General features: G+C 58.8%; 20 protein-coding genes. 13 read left to right on the forward strand and 7 right to left on the reverse strand.

What is annotated here, in order from left to right; genetic code table 11:
• Positions 1 to 78: 78 nt before the first annotated feature.
• The 5 genes from CAL20_RS17115 (at position 79) to CAL20_RS17135 (ending at position 5376) form a co-directional block, all read left to right on the forward strand.
• Positions 79 to 492 (forward strand): RidA family protein, encoded by a 414-nt coding sequence (locus tag CAL20_RS17115; protein WP_094838474.1) that lies wholly within the window; start codon positions 79 to 81, stop codon positions 490 to 492.
• A gap of 19 nt (positions 493 to 511) precedes the next feature.
• The gene (locus tag CAL20_RS17120) at positions 512 to 1183 is read left to right on the forward strand and encodes a DUF1028 domain-containing protein (RefSeq protein WP_094838475.1); all 672 of its coding nucleotides are present in this window, start codon (positions 512 to 514) and stop codon (positions 1181 to 1183) included.
• Between the two features lie 179 nt (positions 1184 to 1362).
• Positions 1363 to 2340 carry a LysR substrate-binding domain-containing protein gene (locus CAL20_RS17125; RefSeq protein WP_094820659.1) on the forward strand — a complete coding sequence of 326 codons (978 nt, stop codon included), beginning with the start codon at positions 1363 to 1365 and terminating at the stop codon, positions 2338 to 2340.
• A gap of 51 nt (positions 2341 to 2391) precedes the next feature.
• Positions 2392 to 3573 carry an acetylornithine deacetylase gene (gene argE / locus CAL20_RS17130; protein ID WP_094820658.1) on the forward strand — a complete coding sequence of 394 codons (1182 nt, stop codon included), beginning with the start codon at positions 2392 to 2394 and terminating at the stop codon, positions 3571 to 3573.
• Positions 3574 to 3891: 318 nt separating this feature from the next.
• Entirely contained in the window at positions 3892 to 5376 is a 1485-nt protein-coding gene (locus CAL20_RS17135; protein WP_094820657.1) for a SulP family inorganic anion transporter, read from the forward strand.
• A gap of 3 nt (positions 5377 to 5379) precedes the next feature.
• On the opposite strand, the gene CAL20_RS17140 is transcribed toward CAL20_RS17135, so the two are convergent.
• From CAL20_RS17140 to CAL20_RS17155, 4 genes are all read right to left on the reverse strand, one after another.
• On the reverse strand, positions 5380 to 6978 hold the full coding sequence (locus CAL20_RS17140) for a GMC family oxidoreductase (RefSeq protein WP_094820656.1): 1599 nt from the start codon (positions 6976 to 6978) through the stop codon (positions 5380 to 5382).
• Positions 6978 to 7784 carry a shikimate dehydrogenase family protein gene (locus CAL20_RS17145; protein WP_094820655.1) on the reverse strand — a complete coding sequence of 269 codons (807 nt, stop codon included), beginning with the start codon at positions 7782 to 7784 and terminating at the stop codon, positions 6978 to 6980. Before CAL20_RS17145 ends, CAL20_RS17140 begins: the two co-directional genes overlap by 1 nt.
• A gap of 81 nt (positions 7785 to 7865) precedes the next feature.
• Positions 7866 to 8846 carry a transketolase family protein gene (locus tag CAL20_RS17150; RefSeq protein WP_094820654.1) on the reverse strand — a complete coding sequence of 327 codons (981 nt, stop codon included), beginning with the start codon at positions 8844 to 8846 and terminating at the stop codon, positions 7866 to 7868.
• 2 nt (positions 8847 to 8848) lie between these two features.
• A complete protein-coding gene (locus CAL20_RS17155; protein WP_094820653.1) occupies positions 8849 to 9721 on the reverse strand; it encodes a transketolase in 873 nt (290 codons plus the stop codon).
• Positions 9722 to 9835: 114 nt separating this feature from the next.
• Here CAL20_RS17155 and CAL20_RS17160 point away from each other — a divergent pair, with 114 nt between their 5' ends.
• On the forward strand, positions 9836 to 10540 hold the full coding sequence (locus tag CAL20_RS17160; protein WP_094820772.1) for a GntR family transcriptional regulator: 705 nt from the start codon (positions 9836 to 9838) through the stop codon (positions 10538 to 10540).
• A gap of 9 nt (positions 10541 to 10549) precedes the next feature.
• Positions 10550 to 11617 (forward strand): glycerol dehydrogenase, encoded by a 1068-nt coding sequence (locus tag CAL20_RS17165; protein ID WP_094838476.1) that lies wholly within the window; start codon positions 10550 to 10552, stop codon positions 11615 to 11617.
• Positions 11618 to 11749: 132 nt separating this feature from the next.
• Here the strand turns inward: CAL20_RS17165 and CAL20_RS17170 are convergent, their stop codons facing one another.
• From CAL20_RS17170 to CAL20_RS17180, 3 genes are read right to left on the reverse strand one after another with little or no spacing between them, the layout of a single operon-like run.
• Positions 11750 to 12685, reverse strand: coding sequence for a 3-keto-5-aminohexanoate cleavage protein (locus CAL20_RS17170; protein ID WP_094838477.1), 936 nt, complete (start codon positions 12683 to 12685; stop codon positions 11750 to 11752).
• Complete coding sequence (locus tag CAL20_RS17175; protein WP_094820650.1) at positions 12672 to 13616, reverse strand: 3-hydroxyacyl-CoA dehydrogenase; 945 nt, start codon at positions 13614 to 13616, stop codon at positions 12672 to 12674. The genes CAL20_RS17170 and CAL20_RS17175 overlap by 14 nt, the downstream gene beginning before the upstream one ends.
• A gap of 13 nt (positions 13617 to 13629) precedes the next feature.
• On the reverse strand, positions 13630 to 14412 hold the full coding sequence (locus CAL20_RS17180; protein WP_094820649.1) for an SDR family oxidoreductase: 783 nt from the start codon (positions 14410 to 14412) through the stop codon (positions 13630 to 13632).
• A gap of 334 nt (positions 14413 to 14746) precedes the next feature.
• Here CAL20_RS17180 and CAL20_RS17185 point away from each other — a divergent pair, with 334 nt between their 5' ends.
• The 6 genes from CAL20_RS17185 to CAL20_RS17210 all read left to right on the forward strand — a co-directional run bounded on the left by CAL20_RS17185 (position 14747) and on the right by CAL20_RS17210 (position 21243).
• Positions 14747 to 15946 carry an ABC transporter substrate-binding protein gene (locus CAL20_RS17185; RefSeq protein WP_094820648.1) on the forward strand — a complete coding sequence of 400 codons (1200 nt, stop codon included), beginning with the start codon at positions 14747 to 14749 and terminating at the stop codon, positions 15944 to 15946.
• A gap of 143 nt (positions 15947 to 16089) precedes the next feature.
• A complete protein-coding gene (locus tag CAL20_RS17190) occupies positions 16090 to 16956 on the forward strand; it encodes a branched-chain amino acid ABC transporter permease (protein WP_094820647.1) in 867 nt (288 codons plus the stop codon).
• A gap of 13 nt (positions 16957 to 16969) precedes the next feature.
• Positions 16970 to 18751 carry a branched-chain amino acid ABC transporter ATP-binding protein/permease gene (locus tag CAL20_RS17195; protein WP_094820646.1) on the forward strand — a complete coding sequence of 594 codons (1782 nt, stop codon included), beginning with the start codon at positions 16970 to 16972 and terminating at the stop codon, positions 18749 to 18751.
• A complete protein-coding gene (locus CAL20_RS17200; RefSeq protein WP_094820645.1) occupies positions 18744 to 19448 on the forward strand; it encodes an ABC transporter ATP-binding protein in 705 nt (234 codons plus the stop codon). The genes CAL20_RS17195 and CAL20_RS17200 overlap by 8 nt, the downstream gene beginning before the upstream one ends.
• 32 nt (positions 19449 to 19480) lie before the next feature.
• Positions 19481 to 20476: an NAD(P)H-quinone oxidoreductase gene (locus tag CAL20_RS17205; RefSeq protein ID WP_094820644.1), complete on the forward strand. Its 996-nt coding sequence runs from the start codon at positions 19481 to 19483 to the stop codon at positions 20474 to 20476.
• 5 nt (positions 20477 to 20481) lie between these two features.
• Positions 20482 to 21243: an SDR family oxidoreductase gene (locus CAL20_RS17210; RefSeq protein ID WP_094820643.1), complete on the forward strand. Its 762-nt coding sequence runs from the start codon at positions 20482 to 20484 to the stop codon at positions 21241 to 21243.
• The last annotated feature ends 28 nt before the right edge of the window (positions 21244 to 21271 follow it).

Here is a 21271-nt window from a genome sequence, read left to right on the forward strand (position 1 = left end):
TGACTATGAAAGGCCTCGCCTCAACGGCACACCGGCTTCACAACGCGCATCGCACGCATTCACTCACCGTGGACGACCATGAAACACACCCGCATACGCACTTTTAATACCAAGACCACCTATCCCGAACAGAATCTGGACAACGACCTCTGCCAGGCCGTAGTCGCACGTGGCAGCACGGTCTTCCTGCGCGGCCAGATAGGGCAGAACCTGGAAACCTCGGAAAGCGTATGCATTGGCGATGTTGCAGGCCAAGCCGAGCAAGCAATGGCGAACATCGCCATGCTGCTCAAAGAAGCCGGCGGCGAACTCGAACACGTGTGCAAGATCACCATCTACCTCATTGACCCTCGCTATCGGGAAGCGGTATATCGTGTCGTCGGACGCTGGCTCAAAGGCGTTTTCCCGGTATCCACAGGGATAGTGGTCTCCGCCCTGGCCCGCCCGGAATGGCTGGTGGAAATCGACGCTACTGCCGTCATTCCGGATTAACCCCTACCAGGCGCTGACCATGACTTTCTCGATCATTGCGCGCTGCCCCGCTACGGGCCAATTCGGCGCGGCCGTCGCTTCCTCTTCCCCTGCCGTCGCGTCACGCTGCATTCGCGCCCGGCCAGGTGTGGGTGCCGCAGTCAGTCAAAACATCACCGATCCGAGCCTGGGGCCTCTGGCCCTGGACTTACTGGCTGCCGGAAATACGCCGGCGCAAGCGCTCACAGCACTGCAGCAGCGCCCTTTCATCGCCTACCGCCAATTGATGGCCATCGACGCCACTCATCCGCCGATGATTTTTACCGGTGAAAGCGCCCTGGGGACGCTGGCCAGCGCAGCAGGTCAACACGCCGCTTGCGCAGGCAACATGCTGGCGTCGCTGGACGTACCCGCCGTCATGCTGTCGGCGTTCGAGAGCGCACAGGGTTCATTGGCCGAGCGGCTGATGCAGGCGATGCTGGCCGGACAGGAGGCCGGCGGAGAAGAAGGCCCCGTGCATTCCGCCGGCCTATTAGTCTATGGAGAACTGGATTGGCCCATGATCGACTTGCGCATGGACTGGCTCGATGCAGATCCCGTCCAGGCGCTGTATGCGGCCTGGAAAATCTATGAGCCGCAGGTACAGGACTACATCACGCGAGCACGGGACCCGCGCGCAGCGCCAAGCTTTGGCGTTCCCGGCGACCTCTGATTGTGCGCAGAGCCGACAGGGCATGGGCATCTGTGAAATACACCATCGCCCCGGACCAAGCAGAGTGGATACACTGCGGTATCACAGCCGCCGGCGCCCGGCGTCAACGCTGACGACATCTCAGCCACGGCGCACGTACCGCCCCCATCCACTGCATTCGCTTCCATTCCGTTGCCATCATGCTTAATCGCATTTCTCTGCGTCAGATGGAGTACTTTGTCGCCACTGCCAAACACGGCAGCATCGCCTCGGCCTCCGCCCAGATCCATATTTCACCGCCCTCTATTTCGGCCGCTATTGCGCACATAGAAACCGAATTGGGCACGCAACTATTTGTACGGCATCCGTCCAAGGGCCTGGCGCTGACGACAGTCGGCACTCAAGTGATGCAGGAATGCGAAGACCTGCTCGAGCGCGCTTCTCGCCTGTACGAAATCGCCTCGGATTCCAGCGATAGCCTGCGCGGCGTACTTCGCGTGGGGTGCTTTCAGTCGCTGGCGGCCATGATTGCGCCTGAAGTCATTTTTGGCTTTTCGCGTGCCTTTGACACGGTCGAATTGCATATGGCCGAAGGCAATCAGCAAGACCTGATTCAAAAGCTGCACACGCTGGAAATCGACGTCGCCCTGACCTATGACCTGCAATTGGGCGAAGAGATCGGTTTTGAAACCCTGGCACGTCTGCCGCCGCACGTGCTGGTTAGCGAATTGCATCCGCTGGCACAGCAATTGGCCGTCACGCTCGAGGAATTGGCCCCGCAACCCATGGTGCTGCTGGACCTGCCCATGAGCAAGGAATACTTCACGTCGCTCTACTCCAAGGCCGGCGTGGAACCTAATATCGTCGCACGCTCCCGCTCGGAAGACGTCGTCCGATCCATGGTCGCCAACGGTATCGGCTATGCCTTGTTCAACGTACGCCCCAAATCCACGCAATCTCTGGATGGAAAACGGCTCGTACGCCTGCGCCTGGTGGGCGAACAACGACCGATGTTGCTCGGCCTGGCCACCTACAAACCGATGAAGCCATCCCGCCTGACACAAGCCTTCATGCAACGCTGCCGCGCCTATATCTCCGATCAATACATTCCTGGGATGAGTGCAGCGAGTTTCTTCGACCCTCATCTATCCAACAGAGCCGAAAGCAAAAAAACTTGATCTATCATCACGGCACTTTCCACGCCCCATCATCCTTTACGCGCCCCCTCTATGAACAACACTTCGTCCTTGAGCAGTCTTGACTTGCTGCGCGAACTGATTGCCTTTCCTTCAGTATCCTTGACCCCGAATGCTGATCTGATGGCACGCGTACAGGCGTTATTGAGCGAGGCCGGCATCGCGTCAACCTTGGTATCGGATCCGCAAGACGCCTCGCGCTGCAATTTGTTCGCCAGTGTCGGTCCACAGGATACCGCTGGGGTCCTGCTGTCAGGCCATACCGACGTCGTCCCCGCAAAGGGCCAGCCCTGGACCTTTCCGCCCTTCGAGGCCACCGAACGCGATGGCCGCATTTATGGACGAGGCAGTTCGGACATGAAAGGCTTTGTCGCCTGTGCCGTCGTCGCCATGATCAATGCGGCGCGTCAACCCTTGAAACGCCCGCTATTGCTGGCGCTGTCCTTTGACGAGGAAATCGGCTGCGTAGGCGTACGCCATCTCTTGCGCGCACTGGAAGGCAAACTGCCCGCGCCCTCGCTGTGCATCGTCGGCGAACCGACACTCATGAAAATCGGCACAGGCCATAAGGGCAAAGCCGCCTACCGTGCAATGTGTTGCGGCCAAGCCGGCCACTCCGGCTTGGCGCCGCGATTTGTCAACGCCATCCATACCGCCACTGATCTCATCGCCGCCTTGCGCGAAGTCCAGCAGGAACTTGCCGAGTCAGGGCCTCAGGAAGACGGCTATGCCATTCCCTACTCGACTGTGCACGTTGGCACGATACGCGGAGGACGTGCGCTGAATATTGTTCCTGAAGAATGCGAACTCGATTTCGAAATCCGCAACGTTTCAGAGGACGACCCCGCGCAAATCCTGGCCCACATTCTGGAGGTCACGCGAGCACGGATGACGGCCAATAACGCCCATCCCGATGCCGCCCCGCCCAATGTTCGACTGATCAACGCCTATCCAGGCCTCGCCACCGACGAAGACTCATCGGCAGTCCGCTTGCTTACCTCTCTGCTGCCGCCAGACACCGTGCGCACCAAGGTTGCCTTTGGCACCGAAGGCGGCCTGTTTCGACAACAATGGGATCGGACACCCGTCTTGATCTGCGGCCCCGGCAGCATCGAAGTCGCACATAAAGCCGACGAATATGTGGAAATTTCGCAAATCGAGGCCTGCGATTTGATGCTGTCTCGACTGACGACATACCTCTGCTCGCCGGACTGATTGGACGCGTTGCAAACAATCGCCTAAAATCCGGCCCACTTGAAAACGCTGGCGCGCACTGCGCCGCGTGCGATTCAACCCGCCAGCCCCTATACCCATGTAACTACGCCACGAACTCTTTTCTGTCATTTCCCTGACCGGACAGGACGTTCGTGGTTTGCGTGCGCCTTTATTGGCGCCGCTGTGATTCTCCCTCAGCATCTGATGTGTTTCAGAGACGTTTGCCGCCTTCTGTGACGACATCACTTCGTTTGCGATCGTCACGCCCCATCACGCCTTCCTGCCGGCCTGCTTCATGTTTTCTCTTCAGGCCCTTTCATGCACACGCATTCTCTACGCGACGAATGGTTCTCCAACATTCGAGGCGACATCCTGGCCGGCATTGTGGTCGCGCTGGCGCTTATCCCCGAGGCCCTCGCCTTTTCCATCATTGCAGGCGTTGAGCCTAAAGTCGGTCTTTATGCCGCGTTCAGCATTGCCGTCGTCTCCGCAATCGCAGGCGGCCGCCCAGGGATGATCTCTGCTGCAACCGGCGCCGTAGCGCTATTGATTGGGTCTCTGGTCAAGACTCATGGTGTGGAATACGTCCTCGCCGCCGGCATCTTGGCCGGACTGCTGCAAATCGGCGCGGGCTTTCTGGGGCTGGGATCGCTGATGCGTTTCGTGTCCCGTTCCGTCATCACCGGCTTTGTCAATGCGCTGGCGATTTTGATCTTTCTGGCTCAGTTGCCCCAGCTGCACAACGTGCCGCCCTACGTTTATGCCATGGTCGCGGGCGGCTTGGCCATCATTTATCTCTTGCCGCGCTTGACCAAGGCCGTGCCCTCGCCGCTCATCTGCATCATCGTCCTGACAGCCATCTCCATGACGCTGCATCTGGATCTGCCCACCGTCGGCGACATGGGTGCATTCCCCGACGAGCTGCCGATCTTTGCCTTTCCCGAGGTCCCGTTCTCGCTGGACACCTTGCGCATCATCTTTCCTTATTCGGTCAGTATTGCCTTGGTCGGCCTGCTCGAATCGCTGATGACGGCCAGCATTGTCGATGACTACACCGACACCCCCAGCAGCAAAAACCGCGAATGCCGCGGCCAGGGCTGCGCCAACATCGTCGCGGGATTTTTAGGCGGGATGCCTGGCTGCGCCATGATCGGCCAGACCGTCATCAACCTGAAATCCGGTGGTCGCGGCCGCCTGTCCACCTTCGTCGCGGGTGCTTTCCTGCTGGTGCTCGTTGTATTCCTGGGCCCCTGGGTCCAACAGATCCCCATGGCCGCACTGGTTGCCGTGATGATCATGGTGTCGATCAGTACGTTTGACTGGCGCTCCATTACCCGCTTGAAAACCAATCCCAAGACTTCGTCGGTCGTCATGTTGGCCACGGTCGCTGCGGTAGTGTCAACCGATAACCTCGCCATTGGCGTCGGCCTGGGCGTGCTGCTGAGCGCTATCTTCTTCACCGAAAAAGCCCGCCGCATTTTGACGGTGGACTCCACGTTAGATCCGCAAACGGGCGAGCGCCATTACCGGGTACGCGGTCAAGTTTTCTTTGCCTCGTCCGAGGCCTTGGTATCGGAATTTGATTTCAAAGAAACGATTTCATCCGTACGCCTGGACCTGTCGCACGCCCATTTCTGGGACATCACCGCAATCGAGGCACTGGATCGCATCGTTCATAAATTCCGTCGTAATGGCATCGAAGTGACCGTCACAGGCCTGAACCGAGCCAGCGCGACGATGATCGAGAAATACGCGACGCATGACAAGCAGGGAGCAACGGCCACGCAACCCCTCTCGCATTAGGAATTATCGCGTCCGGACATCCTCCAGGATAAGATCCGCCGCTTTTTCTGCCACCATCATCACCGCGGCCTGCGTATTCCCCGACACCATGCGCGGCATGACTGACGCATCCACTACGCGCAGGCCCGTTATTCCCCGTACCCGCAAGCGGGGATCCGTCACGGCGGTGGCGTCTGCCCCCATGCGGCATGTGCCTATCGGGTGATAAATGGTTTGCCCGTTTCGGCGTGCGAAATCCAGCCATTCATCGTCTGTTTGCACAGACGCACCGGGGCTGGTCTCCTGTTCGATATACGGCTGCATACTAGGCTGGCCGACAATACGCCGCGCCACCTGCATCCCGCGCACCAAGCTCGTGCGATCCTCTTCGGCACTCAAAAAGTTGGGCCGTATCGCAGGCGCCGCGAATGGATCGGCGCTCTTGATATGGATGCTGCCTACCGACCGAGGCCTCAGTTGTGCCACACCTATGGTCATGCCCGGGTGACGATCCAGAATGCGCTCCGCGGCGTTCGCATAACTGGCATGCACAAAAAAGTACTGCACGTCGGGGGCCGGCAGGTCCGGCGTAGACTTTACAAAGCCATGCACCAGGCCCGTGCCCAGCGTCAGTATGCCTTTATGCGACGCGTAGTACCGCAAGACCTGATTGGCCAGGCGCCATCCTCTGGACATCTCGTTCAGAGTCACCGTGCCGCGCACACGCCAGTTCATCCGCGTGGCGAAATGATCGATGTAGTTCTCTCCGACACGGGGCTGCGCATGCACCACGTCGATGCCCAGCGTTCGCAATCTCTCGGGGTCACCTACGCCAGACAGCTCCAGCACCTGCGGTGTCTGAATCGCCCCCATGCACAGCAGCGTCTCGCGGTTCGAACGCACGGTGTGTTGCTGGCCATCTTTCTGGTAAACCACGCCCGCACAGCGCTGCCCCTCAAACAACAAGCGCAACACATGTGCACCGCTGATCACTGTCAGATTCTTGCGACCCGATGCGGGCTTCAGATAGCCATCGACCACGCTCCAGCGACGCCCGCGATGCTGTACGACCTGATAGTAGCCAAAGCCCTCCTGATCGGCACCGTTGTAGTCGGTGTTGATAGACTGGCCATCCTCTTGCGCGGCCGCCAGGAAGGCCTCGGCAATCGGATAACGCTCAGAAACCTGCTCAATATGCATGGGCCCCGACGTGCCGCGATTCGGGCCACCCAGCGCGTAGTTCTCGATTTTCCGAAAATACGGAGCGACATCCTCCGCGCCCCATCCCACGGCGCCATCATCACGCCAAGCGTCATAATCGCCTGGTTGGCCACGCACATAGATCATGCCGTTGATCAGGGTCGAGCCACCAACGCCCTTGCCGCGCGGCACAGAGATGGTTCGACCCAGCACGTTATCTTCGGGTTCGGTCTGAAACCGCCAATTGAACACCGGATTCACGAGCAGTTTGCTAAAACCGGCAGGAATCGAAATCCACATACTGCGTGCATCCGTGCCTGCTTCCAGCATCAGCACGCGATACTTGCCGTCTGCCGTCAATCGGTTGGCCAGAATGCAGCCCGCCGTCCCCCCGCCTGCGATGATGAAGTCGTACTGCTGCATCACTGCCCTGCCCCCGGCACGCCCAGCGCCTGAGCCATCAGCGGAATCTGACACGCCAACATGGGGGCTCCATAATGAATACGGCATCCCCGCGCCTGTGCGGCCTGCAGCAAAGCCGTGTCCTTGGGCTGCATGATGATCTCGCACACGAGTTGGTCCGGCGTCAGGCGGCTGACATCCAGCGGCAACGCGTCACCATCTGCCAAGCCCAGCGACGTGGCGTTGATCACGATCTGATGGCCTGAAGGGTCCGGTGTGCCCACCTGAATCTGCGCATCGGGATACAGGGTCAAAATACGCTGCTTCAGGTCGAGCGCCTTGGCACTCGTGCGGTTCGCGATCGTCAGGCTGGCCACGCCTGCCTTGACCAATGCAAAGGCAATCGCGTTTGCCGCACCGCCTGCCCCGGCCATATAGGCGGTCTTGCCCTGCAGCTCATGACCTGCTGTCAGCACGCCGCGCACAAAGCCCTCGCCATCGAGCATGTCCGCGACCAATCGTCCGTCAGGTTCGCGGCGCACCACATTCGCCGCGCCAATCAACGTCGTCGCGTCGGACGCCTCGTCCGCCAGCTGCAAAATAGCAGTTTTATGTGGCACGGTGACAATGAACCCGCCCAGATTGCGCAATTGCCGCAAGCCCGCAACCACAGTCGCCAAGTTGTCTGGCGTCACATGAAACGGCACACACACGCCATCGTGACCAAGCTGCGCAAAGTATTCATTCAACCGTTGAGGTGTTTTCACGTGATGAATGGGGTCGGCCAGAATGCCGTACAGACGGGTCGTACCGGTGATTTCTTTCACGTTGTCATTCCTTTGTGCACTTATCAATGCCGGCGCACGCCATGCAGCGATACGACGCATGGCCTCACCAAGATCGAAACATCAAGACCGCAGTTGCTCCAGGGCAACAGCCGCTATCCCCTCGGCGTCGAGTTTGTAATGCGCATACAAGGTAGTCGGCGGCGCAATCAAGCTGTATTCATCATAGATACCATGCCGGCGCAGCCGCGTGCCGCTTCCGATATCCGCCAGGACTTCGGCTACGGCCGATCCGAGCCCGCCCAATACATTGTGTTCCTCTACCGTCAGCAAACGCGATGACGCGCGCGCGGCTTTGAGTACAGCATCACGATCCAGAGGCTTGACCGTGGGCATATCTATCACCCCCACGGAGTAGCCCTGGCCCTGCAAGGCCTGCGCAGCCTGCAATGCCGCGCTGACGGTAATGCCGCACGCGATGATATTCAAATCACTGCCCACGCTATGCTCGATAGCGCGGCCGAACTCAAACGGAACGCCGTCCGGGTACACCTCCGGATCTCGGCCGCGGCCGATCCTGAAGTAAATCGGCTCGGGCCAATGAACCGAGGCCTTGATGGCCGACGCTAATTGCGCGCCATCCGCCGGCGACACCACCGTCAGTCCGGCGATGGCGCGCATGGTCGAAATGTCCTCTGTAGCGTGATGCGACGTTCCGTAGAACCCCAGGCTGATCCCCGTATGATGGCCGATCAGCCGCACCGGCAGTTTCGTATACGCGACATCCATGCGTATCTGTTCGCAGCAAAGCAATCCCAGAAACGATGCGAATGTTGCTACGAATGGCATCACCCCGGTTGTCGCCAGCCCAGCCGCAGCGGACACCATGTTTTGTTCGGAAATACCGAACTGCACGTAGCGATCCGGATATGCGGCGGCAAAACGATTCAGGCCGTTTGAATATTGCAGGTCGGCGGACCCCGCTACCACTGGATGCCCCTCGTGGGCCAAGTCAATGAGAGCGTTGGACAGATAGCTCAACCCGGGATTCATCGCATTCAGGGCGCGGTACTGCCAAGACTCTGCGCTCAGGGTATGTGTCATGTTCAGATCTCCTGGGATTTGATTTCGTCAATGGCGATCTGTGCATCGGCGGGCGCCAGATAACCCAAGTGCCAACCCGGCTCGGTTTCCATGAACGACACGCCTCGCCCCTTTACCGTACGGGCAATCAGGCACGCAGGCCTTTGGCGAGCGCTATCCGCCTTGAGCTTGCGCAACGTGTACGTCAAGGCATTCAGATCATGGCCATCGACCTCGTGCACCTCCCATCCGAACGCGGTCCATTTATCGCGCAGCGACTCGACTCCTACGACATCATCGACCTTGCCGTCCAGTTGATAGCCGTTGCGGTCAATGATGGCGATCAATCGCGAGAGCTTGTTGTGGCCAGCGAACAATGCTGCCTCCCATACTTGCCCTTCTTGCATCTCGCCATCACCGAGCATGACAAATACGTGATAAGGGCGCTGGTTCATGCGGCCACCCAAGGCCATCCCGACACCGTTGGACAGGGCATGCCCGATCGAGCCCGAGCTGAAATCAATGCCGGGCACCTTCGTCATGTCCGGATGGTCTCCCAACGGGCTGCCTAGCCGCGTATAGCCATCCAGTAATTCGCGCGAGATGAATCCGTGATCCGCCAGCACGGGGAACAGGCCCACGGCCGCATGGCCCTTGCCCATCAGGAATCGATCGCGATCCGGCCAATCGGGTTCACCCTCGCGCAGGCGCATTACGTCGTAGTACAGCGCAGCAAATATCTCAGCGCAAGAAAACACTGAACTGTAATGACCGACTTTTGCGATCTCGATCAAGCGGATCGTTTCCAGGCGTATATAGCGCGCCTTTTCACGCAACAGCGCAATTTGTTGCGCCGTGGGGGGCTGGGCCGCCGGCCCCTGCTCGTCCAATGCCATGTCAGTCTCCTCTTTTCTGTCAAGATATATGATATATAATATACTTAAATTCGGACAATGCGCTATGGCAAGCTAGAATTCACCCGTCCCGTCACTTGCAAGTGCTTTCACGTCATGTCGAGCCTGAAACCGGTCAAAAAAGAAAACCTCTCCGTCAAGGTCTATAACGAGATCCGTAACGCCCTGATCAACGGGCAATACGAGCCTGGCGAGCGCCTGATCATCGGCGAACTGGCCGCGGAAATGGGGGTCTCTATTACGCCGGTACGTGAGGCCATCTTTCGTCTGATCAGCGAACAAGGCCTGGAAATGCAGGCCGCGACGGCGGTCTACGTGCCCTATGTGAATTCGGAAAAACTGCGGGAAATCCAGCAGATCCGTTTTCACCTCGAGGGCATGGGTGCGGCCGAGGCAGCGAAAAACATCACCCGCAAACAACTGGACAACCTGATCGCGCTGCAAAAGGAATTCATTTCCTGCACATCGACGGATCCCAAGCGCGCCAGCGCCCTGAATCGCAAATTCCATTTCTCGATTCTCGAGGCCAGCAACAAACCGATCCTGCGCGCTACCGTGGAATCGTTCTGGGTGATCACGGGCCCCATTCTGAAGGTCTTTCATATCAAGACCGCCGGCTTGGACTATTCGACCGACGAACACCGCCACGAGGCCGTGCTGACCGCCTTGATCGCCCGCGATCCCGAAGCTGCCCGCACAGCGATCCAGGCCGACCTGGTATGGGGCGGACAGATCATGATCGACTGGTTGGTCGAGAAAGAGAAAGAACAACAATTTCTCAGTGCGACACCACGCAAATAGGGAGACACCATGCTGAAGGTTTTCGGAGGTCCGGGCCGCTATTTCCAGGGGCCCGGAGCATTGCGCACGCTCGGCGAATCGGCTGGGCTGTTTGGGCGGCGCGCCGCACTGGTCATCGACAGCTATGTCTATGGCGTACTGCATGAGCGATTGGTCGATCTCTGCAAACCGGCAAACGTGGCATTGGTCCCCTTGATCGTCGAGGGCGAAATGACGCCGGATACGATTGCCTCGCTGCGAGCCCAAGCGCAGACGCAATCCGTGGACATGGTGATCGCGGTGGGCGGAGGCAAGGCCCTGGACGCAGGCAAGGCGGTGGCCAAAGCCCAACACCAGCATTTGATCACCGTGCCGACAGTGGCCTCCAACGACGCTCCCACCAGCAAGAACTACGTTCTGTACGACGCGCACCACAATCTGTTGGCGGTCGAGCACATGCTGTTCAATCCCACTATTGTGCTGGTGGACACCGAGGTCATCAGCACCGCGCCGGCCCTGTTTTTCCGCGCGGGCATGGGTGATGCCATCTCGAAAAAATTCGAGGCCGAACAGTGTTTCCGCAATCAAGGACAAAACATGTTCAACGCGGCGTCGACACTGACGGCGCAACTGATTGCCGAGGGCTGCATGCGCACGTTGCTGGCCGACGGCGCTGCGGCGCTCGACGCAGCAGGCACGGGCCGACCTACTGCCGAATTTGAGCGAGTCGTTGAAGCCATGATTCTGATGAGCGGCCTCGGATTCGAGAGTGGCGGCTTGTCGATCGCTCATGCGCTGACTCGCGGCCTGCCACGCATCCCGGGCATAGGCCAGGCGCTGCATGGCCTGCAAGTCGCCGTGGGGCTGTTGGTACAACTGGATCTGGAACATCGTTCCGACACCATGCTGGACGAGTTGCTGGCTTGGTATGCGCAGGTGGGATTGCCGACACGGTTGAGCGAACTAGGTGCGGCGTCCGCCATCGACGATGCGGTGTTGCACGAGGCCGCTGCGCTGACATTGGCCGCGCGCCACGCCGCCAATTTCGACCGCGGACTAACCGAGCAAGAGCTGGTTGACGCGCTACGCCGACGTTGATCGGCGACATCCCGCGCGAGACTCATGTCCAGCCACTCACATGATCGCTCGCACCAGGCCTCGCGTGGCAACATCCCGGCCAATCATCTTGCCGGGGATGTTGTCACGGCCTACCCTTTTCCCTGCTCCTCGCTAGAACGCCACGTTATCTGCGCCCTTCAATCCTAGTTTTTCGCGCGCTTCATCAGGCGTGGCGATATCGAGATTCAGGGCCTCCGCAATCGTGCGGATCCGCTCGACCTGCAAACGGTTCGACTCAGCGAGTTGGCCAGGCCCGATCCACAACGAATCCTCCAGCCCAACACGCACGTTCGACCCCATGGCGGCGCCTATCGTCGCCAGCGGAATCTGATTGCGCCCCGCCCCCAGGATGGACCACTCGTATTCGTTGCCGAACAACCGATCCGCCGTGCGTTTCATGTGCATCAGGTCTTCGGGATGAGGGCCGATGCCGCCCAGAATGCCGAATACCGACTGAATAAACGGCGGCGACTTGACCAGACCCCGGTCGACGAAATGCGCCAGGTTATACAAATGGCTGATGTCATAGCACTCGAACTCAAAACGCGTGCCGTTCTGATTGCCCAAGGTCAGGATGGATTCGATATCCTGGTACGTATTGCGGAAAATCAGCGAACGGCTGTTCTCCAGATGTTCGCGCTCCCAGTCGTGTTTGAACTCCTTGAACCGATCCAGCATGGGAAACAGCCCGAAGTTCATCGATCCCATATTCAGCGACGCCAGCTCCGGCTTGAACGTTGTCGCCGGACGCATGCGTTCCTCGACCGTCATATGCGGGCTGCCACCCGTCGTGATGTTGATGATAGCGTTGGTGCGTTCCTTGATTTTCTGCAGAAACGGCCGAAACAGATCCGGGTCCTGGGACGGCTTGCCAGTCTGGGGATCGCGCGCATGCAAATGCAATACTGCAGCTCCCGCCTCGGCCGCGCCTATCGCCGCCTCGGCAATCTCGTCAGCGGTCACCGGCAGGTGCGGCGACATGCTGGGCGTATGAATCGCGCCGGTCACTGCGCACGTGATAACGATCTTCGGTTTAGCTCTGGCCATGCTTGTCTCCAGTTTGGTTCTTGTGACGCATCAGTTTCATCAACTGATCATCGCGCCAAAATCGGCGTTCCTGTAATTGGCTCGCCGGCAATTGCTCTCGTCGCTGCTGCTCCAGCGAGCCCACCAATGCCTCGTCCCACGGCACGAGTTGAGACTGCGTCGCACCGATCGACTGATACAGCCCGCCATAACGGGCGCAGTAATCTGCCAGACCGCCAGGCGCATTCAGATCTATGGTCTCGAATGGTCCCATGAACGACCAACGCAGGCCCAGGCCGTCTTTGATTGTGGTATCGATGTCCTCGGCGCTGGCCACCCCTGCTGCTGCCAGCCGAAACGCCTCGTGCAATAGCGCGCCTTGCAGACGATTCAGCACAAAACCTTCGATCTCGTGCCGGACCGTGATGGGTTTCTGGCCCAACTCCTGCATGATCTGCCGCGCGGTTTCTATCGTTTGCGGTGAGGTCCACGGTGCCCCGCACAGCTCGACCAATGGAATCAAATACGGCGGGTTGACGGGATGCACTACCAGGCAGCGATGTCTGCCGGGTAACGACTCCGTATATTCACTGGCCGGCAGGCTGGACGTCGAGCTGCCGATTACGGCGTGGGGTTCGGCGTACTGGTCCAGCTCGGCGAAGACGGCGCGCTTGATTTCCAATCGTTCGGGCGAATTTTCCTGCACATAGTCTGCACCCGCCAATGCAGCCTGCAACGATTCGGCAATACTGACGCGATCGGCGGCCGCCTGTACGTCCTCCAGCAAGCCATAGCGCTGCAGTTCAGCCAGTTGCTGCACGATCAGTTCGCGAGCCCCGCCCAGCCCTTGGGTCTGCACGTCATACAGCCTGACATTCCAGCCGCGGCGCGCGAAAACAATGGCCCAGCCCTGTCCTATCAGGCCGGCTCCAATAATGGCAACGGTGCGCATAAGAGATCTCCGGTCAATAGAGCTTTTGCGTAAAGCCATCGATCACGATCGCCTGACCGCTGACACTGCGGGCAGCCTCGCTGGCATTGAACAGCACCATATTGGCGATATCGCGCGCGCTCACCATACGGCCCAGTGCAGCCTGGCTTTCGTATTGCTCGGCGATTTCTGCGACCGGGCGCCCCAGCGTTTTGGCTTTGGCCTCGATCACGGCCCTGATTCTCGGTCCCTCGACCGCACCAGGCAGTATGGCGTTCACGCGTATGCCATAAGCCCCCAGTTCTATCGCCAGTGTCTTGGTGAAACCGATCACCGCCCACTTCGATGCGGAATAAGCAGAGCGGCCGGCAAAGCCCAGATGCCCGGCCGCCGACGACAGATTGATCATGACGCCGGCTTGCGACTGCTTCAGCAGCGGCACCGCCTGACGGGCGCAGAGGAACTGTCCCGTGATATTCACTGCCAACGTGCGATCCCAATCGGCCTTGCTGAGCGTCTCTACAAAGCCTGTCGGCCCAGCCACACCCGCGTTGTTGACCAGGATATCCAGTCCGCCCAACTCATTGCGGACCTGGGCAAACAGCCGCTCGACACTGACTTCATTGGACACGTCCGCATGCGCCGCATGCAGTCCAGGTAATTGGCTCGCCGCTTCCGCCAGCCGAGTGTCGTTCACATCGCAGATAAACACGGTCGCGCCCGCATGGTGAAAGACCTTGGCCATCTCCAGGCCCAGCCCATCCGCACCCGCGGTGATCAGCACCTTTTTACCTACGTAATTAACCTCTTCGAACATACCTGAGTCTCCGAATTGTTATACGAGCATCGCCTCGATCGTGATATACGATATATGATTATTTCACTTCGTGCGCAGAAATTTTTTGCAACGCCGACTTCGTCTACCGTCCATCGCGAGGAGAAGAAGAAAGGTCCGGAAAACGCAAAAAATTCTTTCAAAATCCAGCGTTTATGCGGCTTTAGGGAAATCCCCGATTCTTCGCATTCCCTTGGCAACTAGAATCGAACAGGGCGTTTTTAGCCCAAAATTTCATATATCATATATTATAAAAACCAAGACAGACTCCCTAAAAAGTCCCACGTACTCCCACATCAACGCATGGAGCGAGACAATGTTCAAAATCAAAAAATTCACACTGGCACTGGGGTTATGCAGCGCGCTTTCGGTCACTACCGCATGGGCCGATATCAAGGTGGGCGCTCTGTTTCCGTTCAGCGGCGCCCTGGCGCTGTTAGGCCAGGAGAGCTATCGAGGTCTGGAACTCGCGGTCAATGAAATCAATGCCGCCGGCGGCATCAACGGCGAGAAGATCGAAATCCTCAAAGCTGACGCAGTCGACCCGACCCAGGCAGTATCCGAAACCAAACGCTTGGTCTCCTCGGGTGTGGCGGCAGTATTCGGCAGCTACGCGTCTGGTATTTCCTACGCCGCGTCACCCGTGACCGAACTCGCCGGCATCCCTTATTTTGAACTGGGCGCGACCGCGCACAAAATCACGACTCGCGGCTACAAATATCTGTTCCGCAGCAATCCGAACACGGCGTTGTATGGGGTTGCAGTGATCGACGCCCTGCATGACATCGTCGCACCGGGCATGGGCCTGAACCCCAAAGATATCCGAATAGGCATCATCCACGAAGACGGTCCATACGGCACCGACGTCGCAGCCACAGAGAAAAAGCGGGCGCAGGAACTCGGCTATACCGTAGCGGAAGTCCTGCCCTACTCCGCCAAGACCGTCGATCTGTCCTCGTTGATCTTGCGCCTGAAAGGCGCCAAAGTTGATGTGGTACTGCAGACGGCCTATCAGAATGACGCGATCCTGTATTTCAGTCAGGCACGCGCTGGCGGATTCAAACCCAAAGTCGTCATCGGTGCGGGCGGCGGCTATTCGTTGGCGGATACCGCAAAGGCCGTGGGCGCCGATATGAACGGCGTTTTCGATCTGGATTTTCCACAATCCTCCATCAATCCGGCAGGCGCTCCAGGGCTGGATAAATTCCTGCAAGCCTATAAAACCACCTATAAAAGCGACCCGCAATCCGGCCACAGCCTGACCAACTACGTGGGCGCCAAGGCGTTCTTCGAAGCCATCGGCAACGCCAAATCCACGGATCCCGAAAAAATCCGCGAGGCTGTGCTGGCCTATAAGAAGCCGGCGGGACAAACCGCCAACGGCTGGGGCTTCGAGTTTGGCGAAGATGGCCAGAACAAGGCCTCCACGTTCTACGTCATGCAGTGGCAAGACGGCAAACTCGTCACGATCGCGCCGTCCAATCTCGCTCAAGGCAAGCCCATCTTTAACAAGTAAATGATTTGCCGCCGCGGCGCCGTTCACGAGAAACGGCCCGCGGCTCTCAAGGAAATGCGGGACCGCCTCACGTTTCCTTGCCCCTCAAAAGTCTCCTGGTCCGCGCGGGACACCGGGAGGCTTCCCATCACAGAGGTTGCACAATGGACATTTTTGTTCAACTGGTCATCAATGGCCTGTTGCTAGGCGGCGCCTACACCATCATCAGTCTGGGGCTGACGTTGATATTCGGTGTGGTGCGAGTGGTGAATTTCGCGCACGGCGAATTCCTCATGATAGGCATGTACATGGTCTATCTGATCGCCACGCATTTCGGCGTACACCCTTATGCCGGCCTGATTCCGGTTGCGGTGATTCTGTTTGCACTCGGCGCAATGACGCAAAAGGCAATTATTCAACCGTTGCTCAATGCCGATGAACATATACAGATCTTTGCCACGGTAGGCGTATCGACGATACTGCTGAACCTGGCCCTGGTGATCTTTGGCGCCAATGTCTATCGTGCCCCTGTAGAGCTCGGCACCTCGACGATCAACGTCGGGACGTACACCGTGGTGACCGGGCAGTTGATCACATTCATTATCGGTCTGACGCTGGCCGTGCTGCTGCATTTATTCATGCATCGCACCTATCTGGGCCGCGCGCTGCGCGCCGTTGCTCAACACCGCTACGCCGCGATGCTGATGGGTGTCAACGTCCACACCGTCTATGCCATCGCATTCGGGCTGGGCACCGCATTTGTCGGCGTCGCCGCCGGATTGCTGGCACCGCAGTACCCGGTCTTTCCCACGGTGGGAACCTATTTCGTGCTCACGGCATTTGTGATTGTGGTGCTGGGCGGCCTGGGCAGCCTTTATGGCGCGGTTGCCGGCTCAATGATTCTGGGCGTCGTCGATACGCTGGCAGGTTATTACATCGCCCCCGACCTGAAAGAGGTGGTGTATTTCGGGATCTTTTTGCTGATCCTTGTCCTGCGTCCCACCGGCCTGTTTGGCATCGGCACAGAATAACAAGGAGCCCGCCGTGTTTCCCGATATCCGTCATCCCAAGGTTTACACCAGCCTCATCCTGTTCCTGGTGATGTTCCTCGTGCCCGTCATCATGGGCACGCCCTTCTGGACCAATTTGTTTGTCCTGCTGTTTGTGTACGCGTCGTTGTCCGTGGCCTGGAACATCGTGGGCGGCTACGCGGGCCAATTGTCATTGGGCCACGCGGTGTTCTACGGCATAGGCGGCTATACCGCCACATTGTTGACGCAGAATTTCGGCATTTCACCGTGGATCGGCATGTTGACCGGTGCGGTGATTTCCGGCGTGGTGGCCATCGTGATCGCCTACCCTACCCTGCGTCTGCGCGGGCCGTTCTTTGCCCTGGCGACGATCGCGATCCTGGAGGTCGTGCGGTTGCTGGTCATCCATGAGGAAAGCTGGACCGGCGGATCGAGCGGTATCAGTCTGCCGTTGAACATCGGTTGGACCTGGATCGTCTTCCGCGAAAAAATCAACTACGTCATCATTGCGTTTGCTCTGTTCCTCTTTGTCGTCTGGGTATCGTGGTTCATCCGGAAATCGCGCGTAGGCCATTACCTCATCGCGATTCGCGAGCGCGAGGACGCTGCGCTGGCCGTCGGCATCCATACCGTACGCGTCAAGATCCTGGCCGCCGTGGTCTCTGCCATGCTGACCAGCTTGATCGGCACGTTTCATATCACCTATCTGACCTTTGTGGATCCTAGCTCGGCGTTCTCTCTGGATCTGTCCATACAGATCGCCATGTTCGCCCTGATCGGCGGCCTAGGCACTGTGGGCGGCCCCATTGCCGGCACGTTCCTCGTATTGCCGATCGCAGAGCTGGCTCGCGGCTGGCTCAGCAGTGTCGGCAGCGGCATGCATGGATTGATCTATGGCCTGATCCTGGTCGCGGTGGTGTTGACGATTCCGCGCGGTTTGGCTGGCGCATTTGGCCCGGCGCTGGGGCGCCTGATGGCACGGCTGCCTTATCTCGGCACGCCAAAATCGAAACCACCGATGCAGCACGGCCTGGCACACACCGACACGCCCCATCGTGGCGAGCCCGTCCTGCGCGCAGAAAAGCTGTTCAAAAGTTTTGGCGGCCTATGCGCGACAAACAATGTGTCGCTGCAGCTGAATGAACGCGAGATTCTGGGCATGATAGGCCCGAACGGCGCGGGAAAAACCACGGTGTTCAACTTGCTGTCGGGCTTCCTGTCGCCGGACAAAGGCTCGGTCACGCTGCGCGACAAGAACGGCAACTGGATATCGTGCAACACGCCGGATGCCTTTGCGCACCAAGGCCTGGGGCGCACCTTTCAGATTGCCAAGCCGTTCACCGGCCTGACCGTGCTGGAAAACATCATGCTAGGCGCGTTCATCAACACCCGTGACCGCGAGCAAGCCGAACAAATCGCCTTGTCCGTCGCCGAACAGACGGATTTGTTGAAGTACCTGAACGCGGAAGCCCGCAGCCTGACCGTGGGGGGCATGAAACGCCTGGAAATCGCCCGCGCATTGGCCACACGGCCACGCATCCTGTTGCTGGACGAAGTCATGGCTGGGCTCAATCCCACCGACATCGAAAAAGCCATTCAAATGATCAAGCGCATTCGCGATTCCGGCGTATCGGTGCTGTTGATCGAGCACATGATGCAGGCCACGATGGCGCTGTCCGATCGCATCATTGTTCTCAACGAAGGCGCCGTACTCGTGACGGGCTCCCCTAAAGAAGTGGTCGAGAATCCCGCGGTGATCGAAGCCTATCTCGGCAAGGAGTACCAAGATGCTTAAGGTATCGAACCTGACCTCGGGTTATGGCAAGACTCAGGTCCTGAACGGATTGGATTTTGAAGTCCGTGCCGGGGAAATCGTCACGCTGATCGGCGCGAACGGCGCGGGAAAGACGACGACCCTGAAAACGCTGTGCGGCGTCATTGCCAGCACGGCGGGCAAAGTGGAGTTCGAAGGCCGGGATCTCACCAATCTGACGCCCTACGACATTGTTGACGCGGGCATTACCATGATCCCCGAGGGCCGCCAGCTATTCCCCCACTTCACCGTGCGCGACAACCTGCTGATGGGGTCGTACAAACGCGCAGCCAGGCCGATTGTGAATCGCAAGCTGGAAGAAGTCCTCACCATTTTTCCCCGCGTCAAGGAACGGCTGAATCAATATGCCGGCTCGCTGTCTGGCGGCGAACAGCAGATGGTCGCGATTGCACGAGGCATGATGGCTGATCCGAAACTGCTGGTATTTGACGAGCCGTCGCTCGGCCTGTCGCCGCTGCTGGTGCAACAGATGTTCGACACCATCCGCAACGTCACCTCACATGGCATGACCGTGTTGCTGGTCGAGCAAAATGTGTTTCGCACCCTGCGCCTGGCAGATCGCGGCTATGTGCTGGAGAACGGCGCCATCGTCCTCTCTGGCACTGGCGAAGAACTGCTGGTCAATCCACACGTGAAGAAGGCCTATCTGGGCCACTGACCGTCAATCTGTTTCCTATGAGGACCGGTGTCATGTCGCTGAACTGCACCTATATCGACCACGGCAAGGGCGGAACGCCCGACTGCATGAAAATAGCCACCCGCCCCATGGAGGAACCCCAGGGACGGCAGGTCTTGATCGAAGTCGCTTACGCCGGCGTCAATCGCCCCGATATCCTGCAACGCGCGGGGTCGTATCCTCCGCCGCCCGGCGCATCGCCTCACCTGGGCCTGGAGGTCTCTGGCCGCATCATTGCCGTAGGCCCGGATGTACACGACCGACGCGTCGGTGACGTCGTATGTGCGTTGACGCCTGGCGGCGGCTACGCGCAATACTGCCTGACCGACGAACGGCAATGTCTACCCATCCCAAAGGGCCTGGACTTGCTGCACGCAGCGGCGATTCCGGAAAACTACTTCACAGTGTGGGCCAATGTATTCGAACGCGCGGCGTTAAAGCCCGGAGAGACATTGTTGGTGCACGGCGGATCCAGTGGCATAGGTCTGACGGCAATCCAATTGGCGCACGCTTTGGGATCCACCGTATGGACCACGGTAGGCAATGCCGACAAGGCAGCTGCCTGCACAAAGGCCGGCGCCGATCACACGATCCAATATCGCGACCAGGACTTTGAAAAAGTACTGAGCGAGGCCACACAAGGCAAGGGAGTCGATGTCATTCTGGACATGGTGGGCGGCGACTATATCAACAAAAACCTGCGCAGCCTGGCGCTGAACGGCCGTCTGGTGCAGATCGCCTTTCTGGAAGGCAGCAAGGCGCAGATCGACGCCATGCCTATCATGCTGAAGCGACTGTCGTTCACCGGCTCTACGCTGCGTCCCAGAACAGACGAAGATAAAGCCGCTATCGGCCAGGCACTGGTGGAACGGGTCTTCCCTCTGATGGAATCGGGCCGTTGCCTGCCATTGATCCATCAGGTGTTCACGCTGGACCAAGTGGTACAGGCGCATCAACTGATGGAAAGCAGCAAGCATATTGGCAAGATCATGTTAAAGATCAAGGACTGACCACCATGCGTTTTAACGATCAAATCGCGATCGTGACCGGCGCCGCAGGCGGCATCGGCAGCGCCATTGTCGAGGGCCTGCTGGCCGAGGGCGCGCAGGTGGGCCTGATCGACGCCAACGCGTCGACCGGACATGAATATGCCGATAACCTGCGCAAACGGGGACATCGAGTGCATTTCGTGCAGGCAGATGTCTCGCAGTTTGACTCATGCCAAAAGGCCTATGAGGCCATTACCGCGACCCTCGGCCCGGCCACGATTCTGGTCAACAATGTCGGGATCTCCCCGAAAACGAATGGCCGTGCGCTGAATGTCTGGGAAATGTCCCCGCAGGAATGGGACAAAGTCGTGGATGTGAACCTCAACAGCGTGTTCTACATGACGCGCCTGGTCACCCCGCACATGGTGCAGCAAAACACCGGTCGTATCATCAATATGTCGTCAGTCGCAGGCCGGGCGTATTGCGATATCGTGGCGGCACATTATGCCGCGACCAAAGCAGCACTGATCGGTCTGACCCGACATTGGGCGGCCGAACTGGGCCCGCATCAGGTCACCGTCAATGCGTTGGCGCCTGGCCGTATCGCCACTCCGCTGCTGAAAACTGTCCCCGAGGAAATCAACGATGCAGTGGTAAAAGTCACGGCCCTGGGGCGCCTGGGAACTCCGCAAGAGGTAGCCGATGCATGCCTGTATTTCGCATCCGACCAGGCCCGATTCGTCACCGGCCAAGTGTTGGATGTGGCAGGAGGATGGCTGATGACGTAGCGCTGCGCGTTACTGCGGCAAGTCGCGT

This window comes from Bordetella genomosp. 4 (assembly GCF_002261185.1).
Classification (GTDB): Bacteria; Pseudomonadota; Gammaproteobacteria; order Burkholderiales; family Burkholderiaceae_B; genus Bordetella_A.